The organism is Cryobacterium sp. M91, assembly GCF_002929615.1.
Taxonomy (GTDB): domain Bacteria; phylum Actinomycetota; class Actinomycetes; order Actinomycetales; family Microbacteriaceae; genus Cryobacterium; species Cryobacterium levicorallinum.
Window position 1 is genome coordinate 1 of record NZ_PJJT01000073.1, and the last position, 20,193, is coordinate 20,193.

Genomic DNA, 20,193 nt, shown 5'->3' on the forward strand with positions numbered 1-20,193 from the left:
AAGGCTGGCGCCCAGTCGACGGCACCATCACCATGCCCTCCGCCCCATTCACCGTCATGGCCGCAAACGAATCCACCGTACTCGTCGCCAAAGACTGCCTCGCCAACTCCCACGGCCCCGGCTGCTGACGAGGTCGGGGGTCGCACTTCGGTGCCGGAGGATACGGGGCAGGTGACCCCGCCCCCCAGGGCGCTGGCCAGACACTGTTACAGTCTTCGAACGCCAGCTGCACCGGGGCCGTGGGAGCGAATCTCCCGCGCTTCTGCCAGCTACGGGAGCAGGCGATCCCCAGCTTTCTTGGGCAGCCGGGCCGCCGCCGCACGGGTAATTGCGGCAGCAGCTTCGTCGGCGACAGCATCGAAATCAACGCCGTCGATCGACTGCGAAACGGATGTTTGGGCTGCTGATCGCGCCGCTGCGCCAGCCGTCGCTGCGGACGAGGCCACCGACGTTGTCGAAGGCGCAGCGGCGGCCGACGCCGACGTTGGCGCCGCCCCGGACTGCTGTGACGCAGCGCCGGTTGCGCTCGAGTGAGTCGGCGCAGCACCAGTGGTCGACGCGGATGCGCCGCTGTGGCTGGGCGTCGCGTTCCGCAAAGCGGCTCCCGCAGTGCCGCCAAGCAGCCCACCGAGCAGGTCCTTGATGCCGATTCCCATGGTGGAGCCGAGCACGGCGTCGACCTCGCTGAAGCCGGACGCGACGTTCTTGGAGAGTTGGCTGGCGCCATCCGTTGAAATGACGGTGAGCTGGTCGATGTTACCCATCGGTGCGGCCAGTTCGTGCGCGATCTGCGGGAGCATTTCAATCAGGCGCAGCTGAATGAGCGCCTCGGACTGCTGGGCGACGGCCTCGGCGGAGAGGCGCGTGGCCGTCGCTTCGGCGGTTCCTCGGGCGAGAATGGCGTCGGCCTCGGCCTGGCCCTCCGCGCGGGTAGCGTCGGCGTTGGCGACACGGCTGTCGCGATCGGCGGTGGCCTTGGCAACGGATGCCTCGGCCGCCGCGATCGCGGTGACCCGGATGCGGTAGGCATCGGCGTCGGCGATCGCGTTGACCTCGGACTCGAGCTCGGCCTTGCGCAGGCTGGCCCGGCGCTGGGCGGTCAGTTCCTGCTCCTGCACGATGGCCTGCTGCGCCTTCGCCTCGGCGAGCGGCTTCGACGCGGCGGCCTCGGCGGACGCCTTGTCGGTGTCAAGCTGCAGCGCGGCCTTACGCAGCGCGAGCGTATTCTGCGCTTCCGCGATGGCCTGCTCGGCGGTAATCAGGGCTTCCTGCGACTCGCGGTTCGCAACGTGCTCGGCCACCTCGGCCTGGCGACGCACCTTCGCCTGCTCGGCACGACCGATGTCACGAATGTAGTCGTTCTCATCGGTGATGCCCTTGATCTCGAAGGAGTCAACGTCGAGGCCCTGGTTGGCGAGTGATTCGCGAGCCGTGGCGAGCACCGAGGAACCGAGCTCATCGCGCTTCTGAATAACGGTCATGACGTCGGTCGCACCGATCGACGAACGCAGCGAACCGCTCAGCACCTCCTGCGCGAAGCCGTCAATGTTCTTGTCCTGCCCAAGAAACCGCTGGGCGGCGGCGCGAATCGCAGCGGGGTCGTCGCCGACCTTGACGATGGCGACGGCCTCGACGGAGAGCGTGATGCCGTTGCGGTCCTGCGCGACGGCCGTGATCTCAATCGCCCGGCTGCGCAGGCTGATCTTGAACGCCTTCTGGAAGAACGGCGTGATGAACACACCCTGGCCATGCACGACTCGCTGGCCGGATTCCTCGAGCGTGGCGCCATCGACGATGGTCTTGCGGCTCTTCTTGCCGGTGATGATCAGGGCCTCATCGGGCCCCGCGTTCTTATAGATCGTCTTGGCGTAAATCAGGCCGATAAGCAGAACCACGACAATCGTGAAAATGATCCCGGGGATCGGGCTGAACAGAAAATCGAGCATGGGGTCCTTCCGAGGAGCCGGCGCGTACATCGTTTCCGCGATTCGGTCCGACGACCTCGGCGCAGAGCTGTTCCTCCAGTGTCGCAGGCCACAGCGATGGATGCGAAAGATGTCGACAATAAGCGGATGCCGTCGGTCACGTCGTCAACGGCACCCACCGTCTTTCGGGGTCACCAGCGGGCCACTACCCGTCGATGAAGTCGGCGGCAGCGCGCAGGAACGCGGCGGCCGCGCGGGCGCGATCCGCAGCATCCGCTTCGTGACTGGCAGCGACGCCAGCCGATCCGGCGGTACCAGCGGATGCCGCGAGCGCGTCGGTCCCGCCCCCGGGGCTTGCGGCCGGGTCGAGCAGCGCCGTTATCGCGGCGGGGATCGTGCCAGATGCGGTGCCGGGCGGCCGATCAGTCGGTTCCGCTGCGGCAGCCACCAGCGGCGCCAGGAAGACCCGTGATTTCGCGGCCCGCGGCCCGTTGAAGTCGGGGTACTGTCGCGGCTGACTCGAAAATGCCTCCCGGATCTTCGCCAGGAACTCGCCGTTGGTCAGCCGATTTGCCCTCGGCACCACGAGCAGGCTGGCTGCCACGGTGAAATCGCCGTGACCGCCTGTCTCGTACGCCACCTCGGTCGGTTTACAGGCGCTGAACAGCACTTCCCGCGCCAAGGCCCGCTTGCCGGCCCGGGCGGGAGCCCCGCGCTTGGCCCGGTATTTCTCGCTGGTCTCCTTGTCGGGGATGACGTACCGCGCCCGACGCCCATGGGGAGCGGATGCCGTACTCAGGTCCTCCACATCGACCGGCAGCAGTTGCAACCGGCGTTGGCCGTCGCCCGAGTGACAGGAATCGAAGAAGGCGGTGAGGCTGACGCCGTCGGGCAGCTGGTCGAAGATCTCTCCGAGGTCGTCGTCGATGATCAAATTGCCCTCGCGAAAGTCGATCGGGCAGAGCGCTTCGTCGTACTGCTTCTCCTCGTTGCCGGACTCCGCCTCGTCACCGTCAAGGTCGTCCACGTAGGTGCCGTGCCCGGCGTACTGAAAGACCAGCACATCGCCCGCGACGCTGCTCGCCACCACGTCGAGCAGCCCGAGCAGAATATTCTGCCGGGTCGCCTCCGCGTCGAGCAGCGTGCGCACCGCGAAACCGGCCGCGGTGAGCTGCGCTGCCCAGGCCTCGGCATCCGCTACGCAGCCGTAGAGGGCATCGCCGCCGGGATACGCGTTGATACCGACACAGAGCGCGTGGTGGGTTCCGGCCCGCCGGGGCGTGGCCGGGCCTGGTACCGGCCAGAGCTCGTCGCCACGGGAGCGGGTGATCGGGAATGACTGAATGCGCGAGCTGCCGGTGACCCGGCGCGCGACGCTGTCCATGGTCGGGATGTCGGTGTCGAACCCGCCATGGCTGGTCGAGGTGCTGCGGTTGGTCAAGGGGCCGCCCGTTGCTTTCGACCAGATAATGTCAGCGATGCCTCCGCTCGTGCCGGACAGCCCGAACAGTCGACTGAGCACCGGGTCGGCGCGGAGGCACTCCTCGAGGCCCAGAATGGGCGAAAATTCTTCGGGCTCAAACGACGCCCGCACCAGGTAGAGCAGGGACTTTCCGTAGGCGCCGAGGCAAGTGTCAGCGCGCTCGAGCTTTTCGGTCATGGTGAACAACGCCAGCGACTTCACCTCCTGGCCACACAGAGGCACGAGCTGCTTCTCGAACACATCGGTGCGCACGGCCGGAGCCAGCAGGCTGAGCGTGTCGAAGGCCGGTACCCCGGCCTTCAAAGCGGCGGGAATAAAGAAGGGATGAAAAATTGATCCGGCACTGTGCCCAACGGCGTGCACGCTGATCGTGTCGGGGTGGGCGGTGCAGTACGCGCCGAGTGCTTCAGCGACGTAGCGGGCGCCGCCGTCCCCGGCCGATGCAGCCTCGGCCGCGCGCTTCATCTGCCCCCAGATCGCCTGCCCCTGGCCGAATCGGGCCGCGAGTTCAAGCACGCGGTCCTTGGCCTCGTCGAGCCAGCCGCGACGACCCTGCGCCCAGTCCCCCACCGCACCAGCGATGGCCCCGGCCAGGCCGGTCTCCCAGACGAAGTGAATGGGATACACGCCGTTGGACTTCCACCACTCCACCTGGGTGGCAGCGATCCGCAGCCCGGACTGCTCGCCGACCAGCCCGCCGTGGGCGCAGAACATAACGGGTACGACGCCGCCATGCTCGGCAACAAAGGCCGGCAGATGCGTCGCAAAAACGGCGTCGACATCTTTTTTAGTGGTCTGGAACACTCCACTCGATGAGAATTTGCCGCCGCTGAGGTTGACCACGTGCGGGCGAAGGCGGTCGAGCTCACTTGGAGACAGCGGCGGCTGCCGTGTGGCGGGGGGCATCGGTTCGGGCATGGCACCGTTCCTCTCATTCAGTTCATGTCATCTAATTCATGCTGGAACAGGGGTGGGGCGTTGCGATTATGTCGCTCCAGCGTTACTGCTGCGTTACTTCACCCGAAGCCTTGACAAACCACGCCGGCGGTTGCATATTGCACACAGAAACGGATGCTGTGGGGGCCGCCATGACAACTGGTATCGATCCCGAGTCTGCTGACGCGTCGCTCGCGCAACCGAGCGATCCAGGGCTGAGCGATCCCGGGCTGAGCGATCCAGGGCTGAGCGATCCCGGGCTGAGCGACGCCGGGCAGGGCGGTCTGCAGGTCAGCCTGACCGTTCTGGCCGAGGGGCCGTTCACCACGGTCCCACCGAATCCGCCCCCGGGCGATCCCGCGCCGCTGCTCACGACCACGCTGCGGGTTCCGGCCGAACGCATCGGCACGGGGCCGCGCAGCGCCCGGTTCGACGTGATCGTGCGAAAGCCCCGTCAGAAGCCGTTCAGTCTCGACATCGGCTCCCCGACCCCGCCGTGGATGAGCGTCGACGAGAAACCGCCCGATGATCTGGCGGCCCTGCTGGAGGACAGCCGATTCCTGGCGCAGCAGGTGTACGCGGTGGCGGCATCCACTCTCGCCCTGTTTGAGTCAACACTCGGCCGGAGGATGGGCTGGGTCGGTGGCGGACGGTTGACCATCAGCGCCTACGATCCGGTGTCGTACCGACAATCCGGCTACTACCGCGACCTGGGTCTGATTCGATTCGGGCATAAATGTGACAATCGTACGAGCAAAGCCGTGCCGCTGGCCCTCTTTCGCGATCTGGTGGCCCACGAGGTGACCCACGCCATCGTCGATGGCTACCGGCCGAAATGGGCGGATGCCAAGGCCGAGCCCGACCAACTCGCCCTGCATGAAACGTTCGCCGACCTCGTGGCGCTGCTGTCCGTGTTTTCCACCCGCACCCTGGTCGAACAAATGTTGACGTCGTCCGGCGGTGACACCCTCAACCTCGATACCCTCAGCGAGGATGTACTTCGGAGCGACCTGTTCAGTTTGGGCGATGAGCTCTTCAAACGCGGAACCGTTCGGTCGTCCCTGAGCGAGGACAGTCCGCCCGACTGGCGCACCCTGCGCGACCCGCACGCTCGCGGCGGCGCGATCGTGCAGGTACTGCTGCGCGTGGTGGTGCGACTCTGGCTGAAGCGGCTCGACTTGCCCGGAGGCCGCTCGAGCCTGTACCAGATCGCCCGCGCCGGCGCAGACGTTGGCCGTCAGGTCTTGGGAATGCTCATCCGCAGCCTGGGCTACATGGCACCGGTGGATGTGACCTGGGAAGACCTGCTGGGCGGAATCCTCGCCGCCGACATGGCGGTCGTGCCCGACGACGACCTGGAGTATCGTCCCGTCGTTACCGAGGCATTCGCCGAGCTCGGCATCAAATTGCCCCCGAACCACGACCTTTCGGGCGTTGCGACCTTCATTGGACTGCGGTACCCGATTCGGCTGGCCGCCCTCAGCTCCGACCCGGAAGAGATCGTACGTTTTCTCTGGGAGAACCCGAAATTGCTGGAGGCGGCGAAGATCGACCCCGCTCGCCCCATTTCAGTGGAACGGGTGCGGCCGACACTTCGGGTTGGGCCGGACGGCTTCGTGGTGTCGGAGATCGGTGCCACCTTCACCCAGGAATTCACGTTCACCGTCGCTGAAGCGCGCAGATTCGGGCTGACCACCCAGGCGAATGTTTTCATTCGCGGTGGCGGGCAACTGCGCTTCGACGAGGGTGGTCGTCTGAGCTTCGCCGCACTCAAGCCGATTCTCGACCTGCATCGGCAGCGGGCTAAACTCGCCGCGCACGCCCTCGCTCGCCCGGCGCTGAAAGCGGCTGCCGCGCCGCCCCCCGCACCGTCGCCCGCACCGCCGCCCGCCGCCGCGCCCGCTACCCCGGCACCAGGCGTAGCCGAACTGCGTCGGCCGACCTTTCACCCCTGACCCGTCTTCTGCGCACGAGCGCGGCGTTCAGAACGCGGTGCCCCACGCCGTTGTTTTGCCGGGGTCGGGTGCCTCGAGCTGCGCGATCTGTTCGAACTTACGGGCGCGCAACTTCTTGTTGACGCGCTTGACGACGTCGGCGCGACTGGCGCCGGCCCCGCTGCGCAGCTCCTCGAGCAGAAAATGCGTGAACGCGCCGTTGTACCGCCCGTCAAAGTTCGCGTCGATCGCTTCCTGGTCGGCCTGGCATGCGGCCAGCGACACGGGCTTCGCAACGGCCGACGAGGTACGCACCAGATCGCGCAGTATGCGGGTGTTCGCGCCCGCGACCGCTGTGCCGTCCCGGCCTAGCGGTGTCGGTGGGGGCACGAAGCGTGGACGACGGTCATCCGGTAGGAGGAGTTGGTCCATCGCCCGCAGGCCGCTACCGCTATGGCAGGTGTCGAAAATTACGTCGAGCAGCACCCCCTCGGGCAACCGGGAAAACAAGGTGTGCAGTTCGTCGTCGACGATGAGCGATTCGAGGTCCCACTGGGTGCCGACCTGACGCAGGTCACAGGTGGCAAAGGCCTCGTCGACGCCGTCAGGCTCTTCGTTATCGGTGTCGGCCACCTGCGTGCCGTGGCTCGACATGGTGAACAGAATGCGCTCCAGATGCTCCCCCGGGGTATTCGCCCGGTCGAGCGCCTCGACCAGCGTTCCGTAAACCGCATCCCGGGTCGCGGCTTGGTCGGTCAGCAGGGTGATGCTTGAGTCGGCAAATCCGAAGGCGCTCCCGAGCAATGCACTGAGGTCTTCGGCATCATTGACGCAGCCGTTCAGCCAACTGCTCATCGGCAGGTTCTCGAACCGATTGATGCCCACGCAGAGTGCCAATTGCTTCATGACGATCCGATCAAAAGGGCCGATTGCCAGCGGATGCCGCAGGCCAACTGTACAAACCCCGGCGTTACTGGCTGGTTACTGCCAGCTGTCGGGGGCACGCGTTGGCGGTGGCGGAGCATCCACTTTTTGGCGCGCACACGGCATTGACAACCGCCCCGGGGTGGCCATTCTGGGCGGTAGCGGATCCCGCCTGAGGTTGCGGGTCAGCTTTGTACTTTTTCGCGGATCGAGCACTCATGGGATTTTCAGTGACACCGGGCTGGGATCTTCGCGTGCTGGGCTACTGGCAGTTACGCTACAGCGGCGTGCCAGTCGAGGTCGGTGCCCGCCAGCAGCGGCTGCTCGCGGCCCTCGCCGTGTTGCACACCCAACCGCGGCACGTGCTGGCCGCGCTGCTCTGGCCGGATAGCTCCGAGCGTCAGTCGGCCGGCAACCTGCGAGCGAGCGTGTTTCGTATTTCGCACGAACTCCTCCGATTGCTCCACGCAACCGATCCGCTGCAGCTCGACGCGGCGGTGCGTGTGGATCTGCACAAGGTACGCGATTTGATCACCGAGATCACCCTGACCGGCGGGTTGCCGGTGCCGCCGGAATCCGTCGATGTATTGCAGGAGGCCAACCTGTTGCCGGGCTGGTACGAGGAATGGGTGCTGGAACAGCAGGACCATCTGCTCAATCAGAGGGTGGACGCCCTGGAATCCCTGGCCCGCTCCCATCTGCTGGCCGGCAGTTTCAGTCGCGCCCTGGGCGCGGCCCGTGCCGCTGCGGTTGTCGATCCGTTGCGGGAGAGCACCCAGCATCTGCTCGTGCGCTGCCATCTCGCCGAAGACAACTATGCCTCGGCGGTGCCGGTGTACCGCAGTTTTCGCGCCCATCTGGGCCGTGAGCTCGGCGTCGAACCATCCGCCCATTTCGCCGCGCTGCTCGGACTGGAGCCGACCGATCTGTCCGGAGGCCTGCCCACCGGCCGCAGAGCTCTTGAGCGTTCGCTGCGACCTTCCTGATCGTCCCGCCCAGGCGCCCACAATGCTGGCGCGCGGCCATCGTGACCGGATTCATCAACACGTCAGCGTACGTCCACAGGCGCTGCGGCGCACAGGAGGTTCTCACCCGGGCCTCCCTTATGATCAACCGGTGACTGAAACCGAGTTCCCCCGCCCGTTCCGCCCGCAGTCGCGCTGGGTGCGCAGCGTCGGCCTGATGATCTTCTTCAGCCGCTGGCTGCAGGCGCCGCTTTATATCGGGCTCATCATCGCGCAGATCATCTACGTGATCGTGTTCATGGTCGAGCTCATCAACCTCGGCGGCGACGTCTGGACCTCGCTGACCGTGCCAGGGGACGACGGTGGCATCCACGTCGAAGAAGCCGCGATCATGCTCTCGGTGCTCGGCCTGATCGACGTCGTCATGATCGCGAACCTGCTGATCATGGTCATTATCGGCGGCTACGAGACGTTTGTGTCCCGCATCCGTTTGGAAGGGCACCCCGACCAGCCGGAATGGCTCTCCCACGTCAATGCCAACGTGCTCAAGGTCAAGCTCGCCATGGCCATCGTCGGCATCTCGTCGATCCACCTGCTCAAGACCTTCATCGAGGTCGGCGACCTGGCCGCGCGCGGCACCCCCGTCGATAACAACCCGACCGAAACCATCACCGGCAATATCTACACCTGGGACGGCGTGCTGTGGCAGGTCATCATTCACATGGTTTTCATTCTCTCGGCGATAGCACTGGCCTGGATCGACCGGATGTCCCAGTCCGGTCACTCACCCGCCGCAGGGGTGGCCGCGGTGCACCCGGTCACCCCGGCACCGGCACCGGTCGCGGCCCTCGCCCCCGCGCCCGCGCGCCGCGAACTCGAAGGCCACCCTGCGGGAGCGACCGGAATCGCCCTTCACCTCTCCCAGCTCGGTCAGCTGCGCGAGGCCGGCGTGGTGACGGATGCCGAATTCCACGCCAAAAAAACGGAGTTGCTCGCCCGCTTCTAGCCAGAACGTCGTGAGGCCGCGGGCGCGGAACTGGGCCCGCACCCGCTCCTGCAGCGCGGAATCGGGCGGTAGCACGCCGTACAGCGGATACGGAATGGCCAGGCGATTCCACTTGTCCTCGCCCATCTGATGAAAGGGCAGTACCTCGACCCGGGTGTGCGCCAGCCGCCGAAGGGCATAATGGCGCGCTTGAGCGGGGCATGCGTTTGCAGACCGACAATGGTCTCGCTCGGCTGGTCGATGTAGCCGGGGGCGTGCGCGGTAATCGATGCCGGGGTGGTCGGGTCGACGTCGTAGACGCCGAGCGCGCGCTCCCGGGGGAACATCTCCGTCAGCCGGGCCCAGAGCGCCAGTGTGCGGTCGGTGGCGCCGGTCAGAAAGCTCGCATCATCGGTGAACGGCGTGTAGTTGCGTTGGATCAAATCTCGAACATCATGGCCGTGCTGCGACGGCCCGGCGGTGAAGCCAGCCCAGCCTGTGTCGTCGGTTGTCGTGGCACGCGGGTTGTCGAGGAGGGTCATGCTTCCACGCTAGCGAGGGGGCCAGGCCCGGTCTCGGGCTGTAAGCGCCGACTTTCCCGCAGATTTTTCGAGCGGATGCTGCTAGCGCGTGAGCCCCGGAAACTGGTCGTCGCGCCATTCATTCGGCAGCCGGGTGCCGGCTTTTGCCGCGTCGGCTTCGCGCTCGCGTAGTTCGACCCGGCGGATCTTGCCGGAGATGGTCTTGGGCAGCTCGAAGAATTCCACCCGGCGCACCCGCATGTAGGCGGGCAGGCCGGTACGGGCATGCCGAAGCACGGCTTCGGCGGTTTCGGCCGTCGGCTCCCAGCCCGGGGCGAGGTGGATGTACGCCTTGGGAATGTTCAGCCGGGTGGCATCGGGCGCGGGAACCACGGCGGCTTCGGCGACCGCGGGGTGTTCGAGCAGCACGCTCTCCACCTCGAACGGCGACACCTTGTAATCGCTCGACTTAAACACGTCGTCGGTGCGGCCGATAAAGGTGAGGTAGCCGTCGGCATCCACTGTGGCGACGTCGCCGGTGTGAAAAAAACCGCCGCGAATGGCGTGCGCGGTAAGGTCGGGTTCGCCGTGGTAGCCGGTCATCAAGTTGACCGGGCTCGTCGACAGGTCGAGGCAGATCTCACCTTCCTCGGCGGGCAGTTCGGTGATCGGGTCGAGCAGCTTGATCGAGACGCCGGGCAGGGGCAGGCCCATCGACCCGGCCTTCAGCACCGATCCGGGACCGTTTCCAACGATGGCGGTGGTCTCGGTCTGGCCGAAGCCATCGCGGATGGTCAGTTTCCAGCCGTTGTCGATCTGCCGAATGACCTCGGGGTTAAGCGGTTCCCCGGCGGAGAGTAACTCGCGCAGGGCGGCCGGCCGGGGGCCGACATCCGCTTGAATGAGCATGCGCCAGACCGTCGGCGGTGCGCAAAACGTGCTGACCTTCGCTCGATGCAGCTGGGCGATGAGGGCGCTGGGAGCGAACTTGGAGTAGTTGTAGACGAATACGGTCGCCTCGGCGATCCACGGGGCAAAGAAGCAGCTCCAGGCGTGCTTGCCCCAGCCGGGCGAGCTGATGGCGAGGTGCACATCTCCGGGGCGAAGGCCCAGCCAGTACATGGTCGACAGGTGGCCGACCGGGTAGGAGGTCTGCGAGTGCAGCACCATTTTGGGCTTGCTCGTCGTACCGGAGGTGAAGTAGATCAGCGATGGGTCACCGGATGCCACGACCGTCGCGATGAGTTCCGGGGTGAGCGCGTAGGCGTCCGCGAAGTCGGCCCACCCGGGGCGCGGCGCGCCGACGCTGATGCGGGTGTAGTCGCCGGGAACATCGTCGAACTTGGCTGCATCGGACGAGTTCGCGATCACATGGGTGACGCCGCCGCGAAGCACCCGGTCGGTCAGGTCATGAGCGGCGAGCACGGCACTGGTCGGCATGATGACCGCGCCGACCTTCATAATGGCGAGCATCGCCTCCCAGATTTCGAGCTGGTTGCCGAGCATGAGCATGACATGGTCGCCGTGCCGCACGCCCTGCCGGGCCAGCCAGGTGGCCACCTGGTCGGAGCGTTGCGCCATCTCGGCGAAACTGAACTTCTGCTCGCTGCCGTCTTCTTCGACGATCCACAAAGCGATTTTGTCGTTGCCGCGTGCGAGCACGTCGAACCAGTCGGTGGCCCAGTTGAAGTGTTCCCCCACGTCGGGCCATTCAAACTCCTGCGCGGCACGGGAATGATCGTTGCGCAGCGCCAGCAACTGGTCGCGGGCGGCCCGGTAGTTATCCGTGCTCGGTTTGGTCGTGCTCACCTGGTGAGTCATACGCCGTTGTCTCCTCTTGCCACCGTGAAACGTGTCGCCAGGCTGAAACGGCGACAGTCCATTCTGGCAGTGCTGCGGACGCAGGCCGCCCGATAGTCTGCGACGGATGACATTTACAAGCTCCAGACCCGCTCCGACCACCATGGTCACCACCGAAGAAATTTTTGAGCGGGTGGACTACGGTACGGCGGTGCGAGCCGTGCAGAACGCGCTCGCCACCGGGCTCGATCCGGTGCGTGACTTCGCCCGGCAGGTTCTGGCGGTCGCGAACGGCCAATTGCTGCTCATGCCCACTGAAGCTTCGGATTTCGTCGGCATCAAAGTGGCGTCGGTCACGCCGGGCAACCCGGCCCTTGGTCGGGAGCGCATTCAGGGCGTCTATCTGCTGCTCGACGCCCTGACGCTCACGCCGATCACGCTGTTCGACGGCGCCGCGATCACGACCCTGCGCACCCCGGCAGTGTCGGCCGCGGCCGCCGACTACCTGGCTCCGGCCGCCGTAGAACACCTGGTGGTGTTCGGGTCGGGGCCGCAAGCCTGGGGGCATATCGAGGCGATGCGGGCCATCCGCTCGATCGACCGGGTCACGATCGTGGCCCGAGACCAGCCCCGCGCCGAGCTGTTCGCCGCCCGGGTGACCGCCAGCGGCCTGCCGGCCCAGGTCGGCACGGCCGCTGACGTGGCAACGGCCCAGTTGATCGTCTGCGCCACCACCGCGCGTACTCCGCTGTTCGACGGCAGCCTGGTGCCCGCCGATTGCTGCGTCGTCGCCGTCGGTTCGCACGAAACGGATGCCCGTGAGCTCGACTCAGCGCTCCTCGCCCGCGCGCAGGTCGTCGTCGAAGACCCGGCCACGGCGCAGCGGGAGGCCGGCGACGTCATCATCGCGGTGGCCGAGGGTGTCATCGCCCCGCACGAGCTCGTGCCGCTGCGTGACATCGTGACGGGAACCGTCGCCGTCACGGCGGAAACTCCGCGCGTCTTCAAGAGCACCGGGATGTCATGGGAAGACCTCGTCATCGCGACCGCCGTGTACCGGGCCGGAGCGCGCTCGGAGGCGTAGCGGGCCCGTGGTTCGCGGGCCAGGGCGTTGGCCTATCGTTAGTGGGTGACCTACTCGATTCGTTCCCTCGTGGCCGCCGACCTGCCGCGCCTGCTCGCGCTCAACAATGCCGCCGTTCCAGCGGTCAATGAGCTGGATGCGCCGGCACTGGTCGCGCTGGTCGAACACAGCCACCTCGCGGTCGCTGTCGTCGCCGACGACGATGCGGCCGCCGAGGTACTCGGCTTTGCCATCCTTTTTGTCGCCGGCGCCGAGTACGCGAGCGAGAACTACCGCTGGTTCTCCCAGCGATCCACCGATTTTCTCTACGTCGACCGCATCGTCGTGGCCGACGGTTTTCGCGGGCAGGGGCTCGGCCAGGTTCTCTACGATGCCATCTTCGGTGCGGCCCGCCGCGAGCTGCTCGCCGAGGTGCTGTGCGAGGTCAACCTCGAACCGCCGAATCCGGGATCCCTCGCGTTCCACGGCCGCCTCGGGTTCGCCGAGGTCGGCCAGCTGTCGACGAAGGACGACACCGTCGTCGTGAGCCTGCTCGCGGCATCCGTTTAGCGGTGCGGCCAGACTGTTCTTTACACACAGTTTGGCGGCGAATTCAAGGGGCAGCAGAGAAACACGGAACACCCTATGGTCAATCTGACGCGAGCTACCGCTTGCGCAGAACTGAGCCAAGGGAAACCCCCGCGATGCGACTCACCTGCCCGTTTTGCAAGTCACCCGCTGATTTGAAACCCAACCCCGCGCAGGCCCTGCGCATCACCCTTCCGCTCTACGTCCTCAAGTGCACTGGCTGCGAGCGCACCAGCATCCGCGTCGAACCGGCCAGTCTGCCCCACGTCATCCTGGCGCCGCGCACGGCCTGAATCGTTCGCCTCCGGGAACAAAACGGCGAAGCTACCGGCTTGGAACGACTGTGCCCGACCCCAAAGGTCCGGGCATTCAGATGCCGGTCACACCGATATGGATGCCGTCGAATCGGTCAGTCGCGCCAGCGCGGCCTCGGCATGGTCGCTGAGCCGACTCTCGGCCAGCGGCCCGTCGCCGTTGAACACAGCCTCGGCGATACCGCGATGCTCCGCGATCCACTCCCCGTCGACCCGATAGGAGTCCTGGAGTACGGTCAGGCACATCCGGGTCTCCGTCATCAGGGTGCTGTGGATGCGCGCGAGGCGGCGGCTGCCACTCAGGGTGACGAGGCGTTCATGAAAGACCATGTCGGCGTCGCTCATGGCGGCACGATTGCCGATGGCGGCAGCATTCTCCATCTCTGATACCTGGGTCAGCAGTTCCTTGCCGGCGGCTACGTGGTCCGCCCGCACCAGCAGCTTGCAGGCCGCCGACTCGATGGCGGTGCGCAGCACGTACATGTCACGAATCTCAGCGTCCGTCATCTCGATGACGAACAGACCCCGGTTGCGAATGCTGACCAGGAGTCCCTCCTGCGTCAGGCGCTGCATGGCTTCGCGCAGAGGGCCTCGACTGACACCGAGTTCGCGGGCGAGTTCTGCCTCACCCAGTTGCGACCCGGGAGCGACCTCGCCGTGCGCGATCGCGTAGCGCAGTTTGCGAGCGATGATCGACGGAGTTGATTCCTGCACGACCGGTTCCAATGAATATCGCTGGGGCATACCCTGCACGGTTCTTTCTCGAATGGATGTCTAGAAGTATCTGAAGGCGTCCCACCACGCTGTCCATTGTTTACAATTGCAACTTGGGGCGCCGAAATTTTCGCCCGATCGACGCAGTCCCGATTAGGGGGCTTGACAGAGGCTACCGCAAGCCCCAAGTTCGGGTCCTCGGGCGCGCCGACAGAATCCCGGTTGGGACGCTACGCTGGCGGCATGATCGATGGAGACAGCGCTCACCGTCCAGACCGAGATTCGCAGCCCCACAACACCGCCGACCTCGCCCCCAACCATCGCGGCACCCCACTGCCCAGCTACGTCAATGCCTGGGTGTCGACGCAGCGTTGGTTCGGCAACAAGGGGCGAGTTCCCGCGCTGCGCAGCATCGGGCACTTCGCCCTTGACTGCGCCGAGCCGGGAGTCACCATCCGCGTTGATTTCGTGCTCGACACAGCGAGCCTCACCCTCACGCTGTACCAGTTGCCGACCACTGAACGCTTCGAGGAATTGCCCGGCGCCGACAACGCCCTGATCACCGTGCGCCAACCGGGCTCGCTCAACGCCCGCTACATTTACGATGCCGCCTACGACCCCGCCTTCGCTGCCGCGTTGCTGGCATTCATGGAGCGGCAGGACGTGTCCGTGTCCACCAAACCAACGGCGACCGACCGCTCCGCCGCCAGCGCGCGGGGCGAGGACCTGCGCCCGCGCTCCACCGCCCCTTCCAGCACGACGGCCGCAACCGTCATATCGAGTCGGGTGCTCAGCGGAGAGCAATCCAATACCTCGATCATCGTGGACCGCGTCGACGCATCCGGTTCGCCAGCGGTGCCGATTATTTGCAAGGTCTTCCGAATTATTCATGCGGGAGAGAATCCGGATGTGACGGTGCAGGCTGCGCTGGCCGGTGCCGGCTCAACTCGCATCCCGCTGCCGTTCGGTGCCGTGCTCGGCCAGTGGGACGATCCGGCCGAGCCCGGCCAGAGAGCGGTCGGCCACCTGGCATTTGCCCAGGAGTTTCTGCCCGATGCACCGGATGCCTGGCGCACGGCCCTGATCGCTGCCGCCGCGGGCAGTGATTTCACCGGCCCGGCCTTCCGGCTGGGGCAGGCCACCGCCGACGTGCACCACGATCTCGCGCGCACCCTGCCGACCTTGGAGGCGAGCCCCGACGTCATTGCCGAGGAAATGGCCAAGATCAAACTGCGCTGCAGTCAGACCCTGCGTGAAGTCCCGCTGTTGGCCAAATACCAGAGCGCCATCGAAGCGGTGTTTGCCCGGGCGGAATCCGCGGCGTGGCCCAGACTCCAGCGCATCCACGGTGACTTTCACCTCGGGCAGGTTCTCGACGTGCAGGGCCGCGGCTGGGTGCTGCTGGATTTCGAGGGTGAACCGCTACGCACTCTGCGGGAACGCACCCGGCCCGATGTCCCGATGCGCGACGTCGCCGGCATGCTGCGATCCTTCTCCTACGTGTCCGGCGCGATGACGGCGACCACGGCCGAAGCCGCGGTCACCCTCGCCTCAGCCGGTTCGTCGTCCTGTGCGATGACGAAGAATCTGCCGATGATTTCCGATTGGGCAATGGCCTGCCGTGGCGCTTTCCTCGACGGTTACGCGGAACGCTCCGGCCTCAAACTGGCCGAGCAGCTTGCCCTGCTCGAGGCCTTCGAGCTCGACAAAGCTCTCTACGAGGCTGTCTATGAGAGTCGCAATCGACCCGCCTGGCTGCCGATCCCGCTCGCTGCGATCGAACGGCTGGTCGGCACGCCGGACTGATCGTGGTGCGCAATGCCGAACTGTGGGCCGCCGGGCGCGACTCCGTGCACCGGCCCCGAGTAACGCTCCGATAACGCCCGGCGGCGTAGCCTGACGCGCGTTCCGGTACAGTGCCAGCAAGGGACAGAGCACACAGAAAGTAGTTCCATGGCAGAAAATATTTCCGGCCCCGGGGGCGACCAGAAATTCGTTAGTGAGGGTGAATTTCAAGCGGGCGAATCGGCATCCGGTTTCATCTCCGGCGTCACCTTCGGGCCAACCGAAGTGGTCTACTACAAGGTCAACAATCTGGCCGTCTTCGAAGGTGACATTGTGCTGGGCACGGTTGCCGAGTTGGAGCAGACCAAGGATGCCGAAAGCCACGACGACGGTCGTGCCCGCGGCGTGGCCATCACCGGCGCGCGCTTTCGATGGCCGAACGCCCACGTTCCGTTTCGGATCAACGCCGCCCTTCCGAACCAGCAGCGGGTGCGCGACGCGATCTCCCACTGGGAGGCCAGCACTCCCATCCGCTTTACCGAACGCACGGCGGCCAATACGGGGCAATTCTCCAACTTCATCGAGTTCAGCGATTCTGGCGGATGCTGGTCGATGCTGGTCGATGCTCGGTATGCAGGGTAACGGCATGCAAACCATCAGTTTGGGGACCGGCTGCAGCACCGGTAATGCGATCCACGAGATCGGCCACGCGGTCGGGCTCTGGCACGAACAGAGTCGGGAGGATAGCAACGCCTTCGTGACGATCAACGTGGCCAACATTGAGTCGGGTATGGAGAACCAGTTCGACCAGCACATCGTCGACGGTGACGATGTCGGTGGGTATGACTACGGCTCGATCATGCACTATCCGCGCACCGCGTTCTCGAAGAATGGGCTTGAGACGATCACCCTGGTGCAGGCCGGAGCGCAGATCGGTCAGCGCACCGCGCTATCGGCCGGTGATATCGCCGCGGTCAACCTCATGTATCCGCAAACCGTACGGGCCAGTTCGAGCCCGGTGGTGTCGTGGGGTGCGAACCGGTTGGATGCGTTCGTGCTCGGTACCAACCGGGCCGTGTTCCACAAGTGGTTCAGCGGAGCCGGGGGGTCCCTCGATCACCGGCTACGAGAACATGGGTGGCATCGCCGAGAGCGTTCCGCAGGCGGTCGCGTGGTCGCCAGACCGGCTCGACCTGTTCGTGACCGGTACCGACAGCGCGCTCTATCACAAGTGGTGGAACGGCAGCTCCTGGGGGCCATCGGTCACCGGCTACGAAAACATGGGCGGCATCGCCACCTCGCAGCCGCGCGTCGTGTCCTGGGCACCCTGCCGGCTGGACGTGTTCCTCACCGGCACCAACAGCGCGCTGTTCCACAAGTGGTTCAACGGCGCTGCGTGGGGTCCATCGCTCACCGGCTATGAGAGCCTCGGCGGCGTGATCACGTCGTTCGACGAGGCCGAAGTGCGTGCCGGTTCAGACACGCTGAACCGGGACACGGACTGACCCCTTCGGCAGCACCGGGTGGGACTGCGTCGAGACGAAATCCCCCTCGGTGATGTCGGGGCGTTCGATGGCCGAGTCAGGCTGGGACCGTTCCCCGGCCGCGACGTGCGTCAGGGGTTCGCGCGAATCGGACTTCTGGCGCACTTCTGTGTCCGGGGATCCCTCCCGCACATGAATGCGCAAATTCAGCAGACGGATGCCCGCAAGCGCGTCCGCAGGCACGGTCACGGTCACCGGCAACCCCGCAGCGGCATCGGAGTTCGTGTCCGCGGCGAGCGCGGGGATCTCGGTGCGGGAGTGGCCCACGATGGTGCTCGGAGCATCCGCTTTGGACACGTCTTCAATCAGCACCGTCACGGTGAACGGTCCGGTCGGACGCTCCCCCGGTGCGAACTCGATGACGCCGGTGACGGTGACGTTCCTTTCGGTGGGTTCTGGCATGTCGCCATGGTGCCACCGCCCCGAACATCGTGCTCGTCGCCGCGGCAGCGTGCCGCGCGGGACTTGCGCCAGTACGCGGGAGTTCCGTCTCCCGCGCAGCGGCGCAGCTCCCGCGAATCGTGAAGTGGCGGGAAGTCAGGAGACGGAACGAGCCCGCTTCGCCTTCGCTTTCGGCTTGGCGCGATCCCGGCTGGCTTCGACGCTGCAGCGTAAGGCCTCCATCAGGTCGAGCACCTCGCCGCCCTCGCCATCGTCTTCATCGGGGCGCGCGTCTTCTCGGTGTCGACGGCGTCGCCGCGCTTCAGTTTGGCCTCGATCAGGGCCCGTAATTCATCTTGATAGTCGTCGCTGAAGGCATCCGGCGCAAAATCGGCCGCGAACGACTCCACCAGGGCCGCCGACAGGTCCAGCTCCTTGGAGCTGATGTTAACCCGCATGTCGAGGGACCCGAATTTCGCCTCGCGCACCTCGTCAGCCCAGAGCAGGGACTGCAGCATCAGCACGTCGCCGTGCACCCGCAGCGCGCCCAGCCGGGTCTTCTGCCGCAGCGCGAAGTGCACGATCGCCGTACGATCGTTGGCCTCGAGCGTGCGGCGAAGTAACACGTACGCCTTCGACGATTTGCCGTCTGGCTCGAGAAAATAGCTCTTGTCGAGCATGATCGGATCGATCTGGTCGCTCGGCACGAACTCGACCACGTCAATCTCCTTGCTGTGCTCGGAAGGCAACGACGCTAAGTCCTCGGCGCTGAGCACCACGGTCTGCTCGCCGTTGTCGAAGGCCGTGTCGATGTGGTCATACGGAACGACCTTGGAACACACTTCACACCGACGTTGATAGCGGATGCGTCCCCCATCGGCATCGTGCACCTGGTGCAGCGAGACGTCGTGATCTTCAGTGGCGCTGTACACCTTGACGGGCACGTTGACGAGTCCGAAGGTGATCGCACCGGTCCAGATGCGCGACAAGAGGGACGCGAGCAAGACACCGGAGCCGGTGCCGGCATCCGTTCCGGAATTGCATCCGGGCGAGACCGCCGGGCAGAGTTTCGTCATTCAGGAGCACCACGCCCGCAACCTGCACTGGGATTTCCGCCTCGAACACGACGGGGTGCTGGTGTCGTGGGCTCTGCCGCGCGGCGTGCCGGTGTCGCCGACCCAGAACCGGCTTGCGGTTCACGTGGAGGACCATCCGCTCGAACACGGCAGCTTTGAAGGAAACATTCCGGTTGGAGAATATGGTGCCGGCGACGTCAAGATCTGGGATCGCGACGACTACGACCTCGAAAAATGGCGCGACGACGAAGTGATCGTGACTCTGCACGGCGAACCCCACGCCGGACTCGGCGGCACCGCCCGGTTCGCCCTGATTCGCACGAGCGCCGGACGCGGGGCGGCGAACAACTGGCTGATTCACCGGATGAAGCCACGCGACGGGGCTGGCGGTTCACACACCAATGCCCGACCGACCGTCGGGCAGATCGGCCACGCACCACCCAAGAACACCTACTCCCCCATGCTCGCCGCCGACGGCTCCGCAGCCGACCTCGGCGACGACGACTGGGCGTTCGAGATGAAGTGGGACGGCATGCGGGGCCTCGCCTACGTCTCCCCGGCCGAGCAGGGCGTGCGTCTGGTCACCCGCAACGGGCACGATGTGACCGTGTCCTATCCCGATCTCACGACCGATCTGCTCGCCGCGCTGGCCACCACCGAAACGGATGCCGCGGTGCTCGACGGCGAGATCGTGGCCGTCGACCCGGGCGGACGCCCCGATTTCGGGCTGCTGCAAACCCGCCTGAGGCTGACCGAGCCGCGGGAGGTGGCCGCTGCGGTGAAGAAGACTCCGGTGCAGTTCATGCTGTTCGACCTGCTCGAGCTCGAGCTCGAGCTCGAAGGCATCATGGCCAAACGACAGGATGGCCGTTACAGCGCGGGGCGCCGGTCGCGAGATTGGGTGAAAATCAAACACTTCCGCACCCAGGAGGTCGGAGTCGGCAGCTGGCGGCCCGGCAAAGGAAACCGGTCGGGCACGATCGGATCCCTGCTGCTCGGGGTTCCCACCGACGGGGCCTTGCGCTACGTCAGCCGGGTCGGCACCGGGTTCGCCGACCGCGACCTGGCCAGCATCCACACAAGTCTGAAGCGACTGGTGCGCAAGACGACACCGTTCAGTGACATTCCCCCAGCGGATGCCGCCAGCGCGGTCTGGGTGCGCCCGTCCCAGGTCGCCGAATGGACCGCGACCGGCCGGCTGTGTCAGCCGTCCTGGTGAGGCTGGCTTCCCGACAAGACCCCGGGCGAATTTGTC

18 protein-coding genes and 1 pseudogene are annotated in these 20,193 nt (G+C 65.8%); 11 read left to right on the plus strand and 8 right to left on the minus strand.

Annotated features, from left to right (window positions below):
- Nucleotides 1-269: 269 nt before the first annotated feature.
- Together CXY80_RS03940 and CXY80_RS03945 are read right to left on the minus strand one after the other, a co-directional pair.
- Nucleotides 270-1,946 (minus strand): flotillin family protein, encoded by a 1,677-nt coding sequence (locus CXY80_RS03940; RefSeq protein WP_158251561.1) that lies wholly within the window; start codon nucleotides 1,944-1,946, stop codon nucleotides 270-272.
- A 184-nt stretch (nucleotides 1,947-2,130) separates the two neighbouring features.
- A complete protein-coding gene (locus CXY80_RS03945) occupies nucleotides 2,131-4,326 on the minus strand; it encodes a caspase family protein (protein WP_104131687.1) in 2,196 nt (731 codons plus the stop codon).
- 170 nt (nucleotides 4,327-4,496) lie between these two features.
- Here CXY80_RS03945 and CXY80_RS03950 point away from each other — a divergent pair, with 170 nt between their 5' ends.
- Entirely contained in the window at nucleotides 4,497-6,299 is a 1,803-nt protein-coding gene (locus tag CXY80_RS03950; protein WP_146070670.1) for a hypothetical protein, read from the plus strand.
- Nucleotides 6,300-6,326: 27 nt separating this feature from the next.
- Here CXY80_RS03950 and CXY80_RS03955 read toward each other — a convergent pair whose 3' ends face one another.
- Nucleotides 6,327-7,184, minus strand: a complete 858-nt coding sequence (locus CXY80_RS03955; RefSeq protein WP_104131689.1) for a caspase family protein — start codon at nucleotides 7,182-7,184, stop codon at nucleotides 6,327-6,329.
- Nucleotides 7,185-7,420: 236 nt separating this feature from the next.
- Here CXY80_RS03955 and CXY80_RS03960 point away from each other — a divergent pair, with 236 nt between their 5' ends.
- Entirely contained in the window at nucleotides 7,421-8,188 is a 768-nt protein-coding gene (locus CXY80_RS03960; RefSeq protein WP_104131690.1) for a BTAD domain-containing putative transcriptional regulator, read from the plus strand.
- A 130-nt stretch (nucleotides 8,189-8,318) separates the two neighbouring features.
- Nucleotides 8,319-9,173: a TIGR00645 family protein gene (locus CXY80_RS03965; protein WP_233194942.1), complete on the plus strand. Its 855-nt coding sequence runs from the start codon at nucleotides 8,319-8,321 to the stop codon at nucleotides 9,171-9,173.
- Here the strand turns inward: CXY80_RS03965 and CXY80_RS19065 are convergent.
- Together CXY80_RS19065 and CXY80_RS03980 are read right to left on the minus strand one after the other, a co-directional pair.
- A complete protein-coding gene (locus tag CXY80_RS19065; RefSeq protein ID WP_146070671.1) occupies nucleotides 9,170-9,694 on the minus strand; it encodes a pyruvate formate lyase family protein in 525 nt (174 codons plus the stop codon). The two genes, CXY80_RS03965 and CXY80_RS19065, sit on opposite strands and share 4 nt — an antisense overlap.
- 81 nt (nucleotides 9,695-9,775) lie before the next feature.
- The gene (locus tag CXY80_RS03980; RefSeq protein ID WP_104131692.1) at nucleotides 9,776-11,494 is read right to left on the minus strand and encodes an AMP-binding protein; all 1,719 of its coding nucleotides are present in this window, start codon (nucleotides 11,492-11,494) and stop codon (nucleotides 9,776-9,778) included.
- Between the two features lie 106 nt (nucleotides 11,495-11,600).
- Here CXY80_RS03980 and CXY80_RS03985 point away from each other — a divergent pair, with 106 nt between their 5' ends.
- The 3 genes from CXY80_RS03985 (at nucleotide 11,601) to CXY80_RS19390 (ending at nucleotide 13,417) form a co-directional block, all read left to right on the plus strand.
- Nucleotides 11,601-12,557 (plus strand): ornithine cyclodeaminase family protein, encoded by a 957-nt coding sequence (locus CXY80_RS03985; RefSeq protein WP_233194943.1) that lies wholly within the window; start codon nucleotides 11,601-11,603, stop codon nucleotides 12,555-12,557.
- A 45-nt stretch (nucleotides 12,558-12,602) separates the two neighbouring features.
- Nucleotides 12,603-13,106, plus strand: coding sequence for a GNAT family N-acetyltransferase (locus CXY80_RS03990; protein WP_092452112.1), 504 nt, complete (start codon nucleotides 12,603-12,605; stop codon nucleotides 13,104-13,106).
- A gap of 134 nt (nucleotides 13,107-13,240) precedes the next feature.
- A complete protein-coding gene (locus CXY80_RS19390) occupies nucleotides 13,241-13,417 on the plus strand; it encodes a hypothetical protein (RefSeq protein ID WP_158251562.1) in 177 nt (58 codons plus the stop codon).
- Nucleotides 13,418-13,504: 87 nt separating this feature from the next.
- On the opposite strand, the gene CXY80_RS03995 is transcribed toward CXY80_RS19390, so the two are convergent.
- Entirely contained in the window at nucleotides 13,505-14,152 is a 648-nt protein-coding gene (locus CXY80_RS03995) for a GntR family transcriptional regulator (RefSeq protein ID WP_233194944.1), read from the minus strand.
- A gap of 243 nt (nucleotides 14,153-14,395) precedes the next feature.
- On the opposite strand from CXY80_RS03995, the gene CXY80_RS04000 reads away from it, so the two are divergent.
- From CXY80_RS04000 to CXY80_RS19395, 4 genes and pseudogenes are all read left to right on the plus strand, one after another.
- Nucleotides 14,396-15,958 carry a phosphotransferase gene (locus CXY80_RS04000; RefSeq protein ID WP_104131695.1) on the plus strand — a complete coding sequence of 521 codons (1,563 nt, stop codon included), beginning with the start codon at nucleotides 14,396-14,398 and terminating at the stop codon, nucleotides 15,956-15,958.
- 147 nt (nucleotides 15,959-16,105) lie between these two features.
- On the plus strand, nucleotides 16,106-16,579 hold the full coding sequence (locus CXY80_RS20020) for a M12 family metallopeptidase (protein WP_233194946.1): 474 nt from the start codon (nucleotides 16,106-16,108) through the stop codon (nucleotides 16,577-16,579).
- 4 nt (nucleotides 16,580-16,583) lie between these two features.
- Nucleotides 16,584-16,865: pseudogene (locus CXY80_RS20675) on the plus strand (M12 family metallopeptidase); the annotation flags it as partial.
- Nucleotides 16,866-17,070: 205 nt separating this feature from the next.
- Nucleotides 17,071-17,442 carry a hypothetical protein gene (locus tag CXY80_RS19395; protein WP_233194947.1) on the plus strand — a complete coding sequence of 124 codons (372 nt, stop codon included), beginning with the start codon at nucleotides 17,071-17,073 and terminating at the stop codon, nucleotides 17,440-17,442.
- Here CXY80_RS19395 and CXY80_RS04015 read toward each other — a convergent pair.
- Entirely contained in the window at nucleotides 17,413-17,883 is a 471-nt protein-coding gene (locus CXY80_RS04015; protein WP_104131696.1) for a hypothetical protein, read from the minus strand. The two genes, CXY80_RS19395 and CXY80_RS04015, sit on opposite strands and share 30 nt — an antisense overlap.
- Nucleotides 17,884-18,104: 221 nt before the next feature.
- Nucleotides 18,105-18,851: a Ku protein gene (locus CXY80_RS04020; RefSeq protein ID WP_369828620.1), complete on the minus strand. Its 747-nt coding sequence runs from the start codon at nucleotides 18,849-18,851 to the stop codon at nucleotides 18,105-18,107.
- Here CXY80_RS04020 and CXY80_RS04025 point away from each other — a divergent pair.
- Nucleotides 18,841-20,157: a DNA polymerase ligase N-terminal domain-containing protein gene (locus tag CXY80_RS04025; protein ID WP_104131697.1), complete on the plus strand. Its 1,317-nt coding sequence runs from the start codon at nucleotides 18,841-18,843 to the stop codon at nucleotides 20,155-20,157. The two genes, CXY80_RS04020 and CXY80_RS04025, sit on opposite strands and share 11 nt — an antisense overlap.
- Nucleotides 20,158-20,193 lie beyond the last annotated feature (36 nt).

Excerpts from the sequence above, each read along its gene's own strand:
- CXY80_RS03940 (WP_158251561.1), bottom strand. The coding sequence starts at position 1,946 with ATGCTCGATTTTCTGTTCAGCCCGATCCCCGGGATCATTTTCACGATT.
- CXY80_RS03945 (WP_104131687.1), bottom strand. The coding sequence starts at position 4,326 with ATGCCCGAACCGATGCCCCCCGCCACACGGCAGCCGCCGCTGTCTCCA.
- CXY80_RS03950 (WP_146070670.1), top strand. The coding sequence starts at position 4,497 with ATGACAACTGGTATCGATCCCGAGTCTGCTGACGCGTCGCTCGCGCAA.
- CXY80_RS03955 (WP_104131689.1), bottom strand. The coding sequence starts at position 7,184 with ATGAAGCAATTGGCACTCTGCGTGGGCATCAATCGGTTCGAGAACCTG.
- CXY80_RS03960 (WP_104131690.1), top strand. The coding sequence starts at position 7,421 with ATGGGATTTTCAGTGACACCGGGCTGGGATCTTCGCGTGCTGGGCTAC.
- CXY80_RS19065 (WP_146070671.1), bottom strand. The coding sequence starts at position 9,694 with ATGACCCTCCTCGACAACCCGCGTGCCACGACAACCGACGACACAGGC.
- CXY80_RS03980 (WP_104131692.1), bottom strand. The coding sequence starts at position 11,494 with ATGACTCACCAGGTGAGCACGACCAAACCGAGCACGGATAACTACCGG.
- CXY80_RS03985 (WP_233194943.1), top strand. The coding sequence starts at position 11,601 with ATGACATTTACAAGCTCCAGACCCGCTCCGACCACCATGGTCACCACC.
- CXY80_RS19390 (WP_158251562.1), top strand. The coding sequence starts at position 13,241 with ATGCGACTCACCTGCCCGTTTTGCAAGTCACCCGCTGATTTGAAACCC.
- CXY80_RS04000 (WP_104131695.1), top strand. The coding sequence starts at position 14,396 with ATGATCGATGGAGACAGCGCTCACCGTCCAGACCGAGATTCGCAGCCC.
- CXY80_RS20020 (WP_233194946.1), top strand. The coding sequence starts at position 16,106 with ATGGCAGAAAATATTTCCGGCCCCGGGGGCGACCAGAAATTCGTTAGT.
- CXY80_RS19395 (WP_233194947.1), top strand. The coding sequence starts at position 17,071 with ATGGGTGGCATCGCCGAGAGCGTTCCGCAGGCGGTCGCGTGGTCGCCA.
- CXY80_RS04015 (WP_104131696.1), bottom strand. The coding sequence starts at position 17,883 with ATGCCAGAACCCACCGAAAGGAACGTCACCGTCACCGGCGTCATCGAG.
- CXY80_RS04025 (WP_104131697.1), top strand. The coding sequence starts at position 18,841 with ATGCGCGACAAGAGGGACGCGAGCAAGACACCGGAGCCGGTGCCGGCA.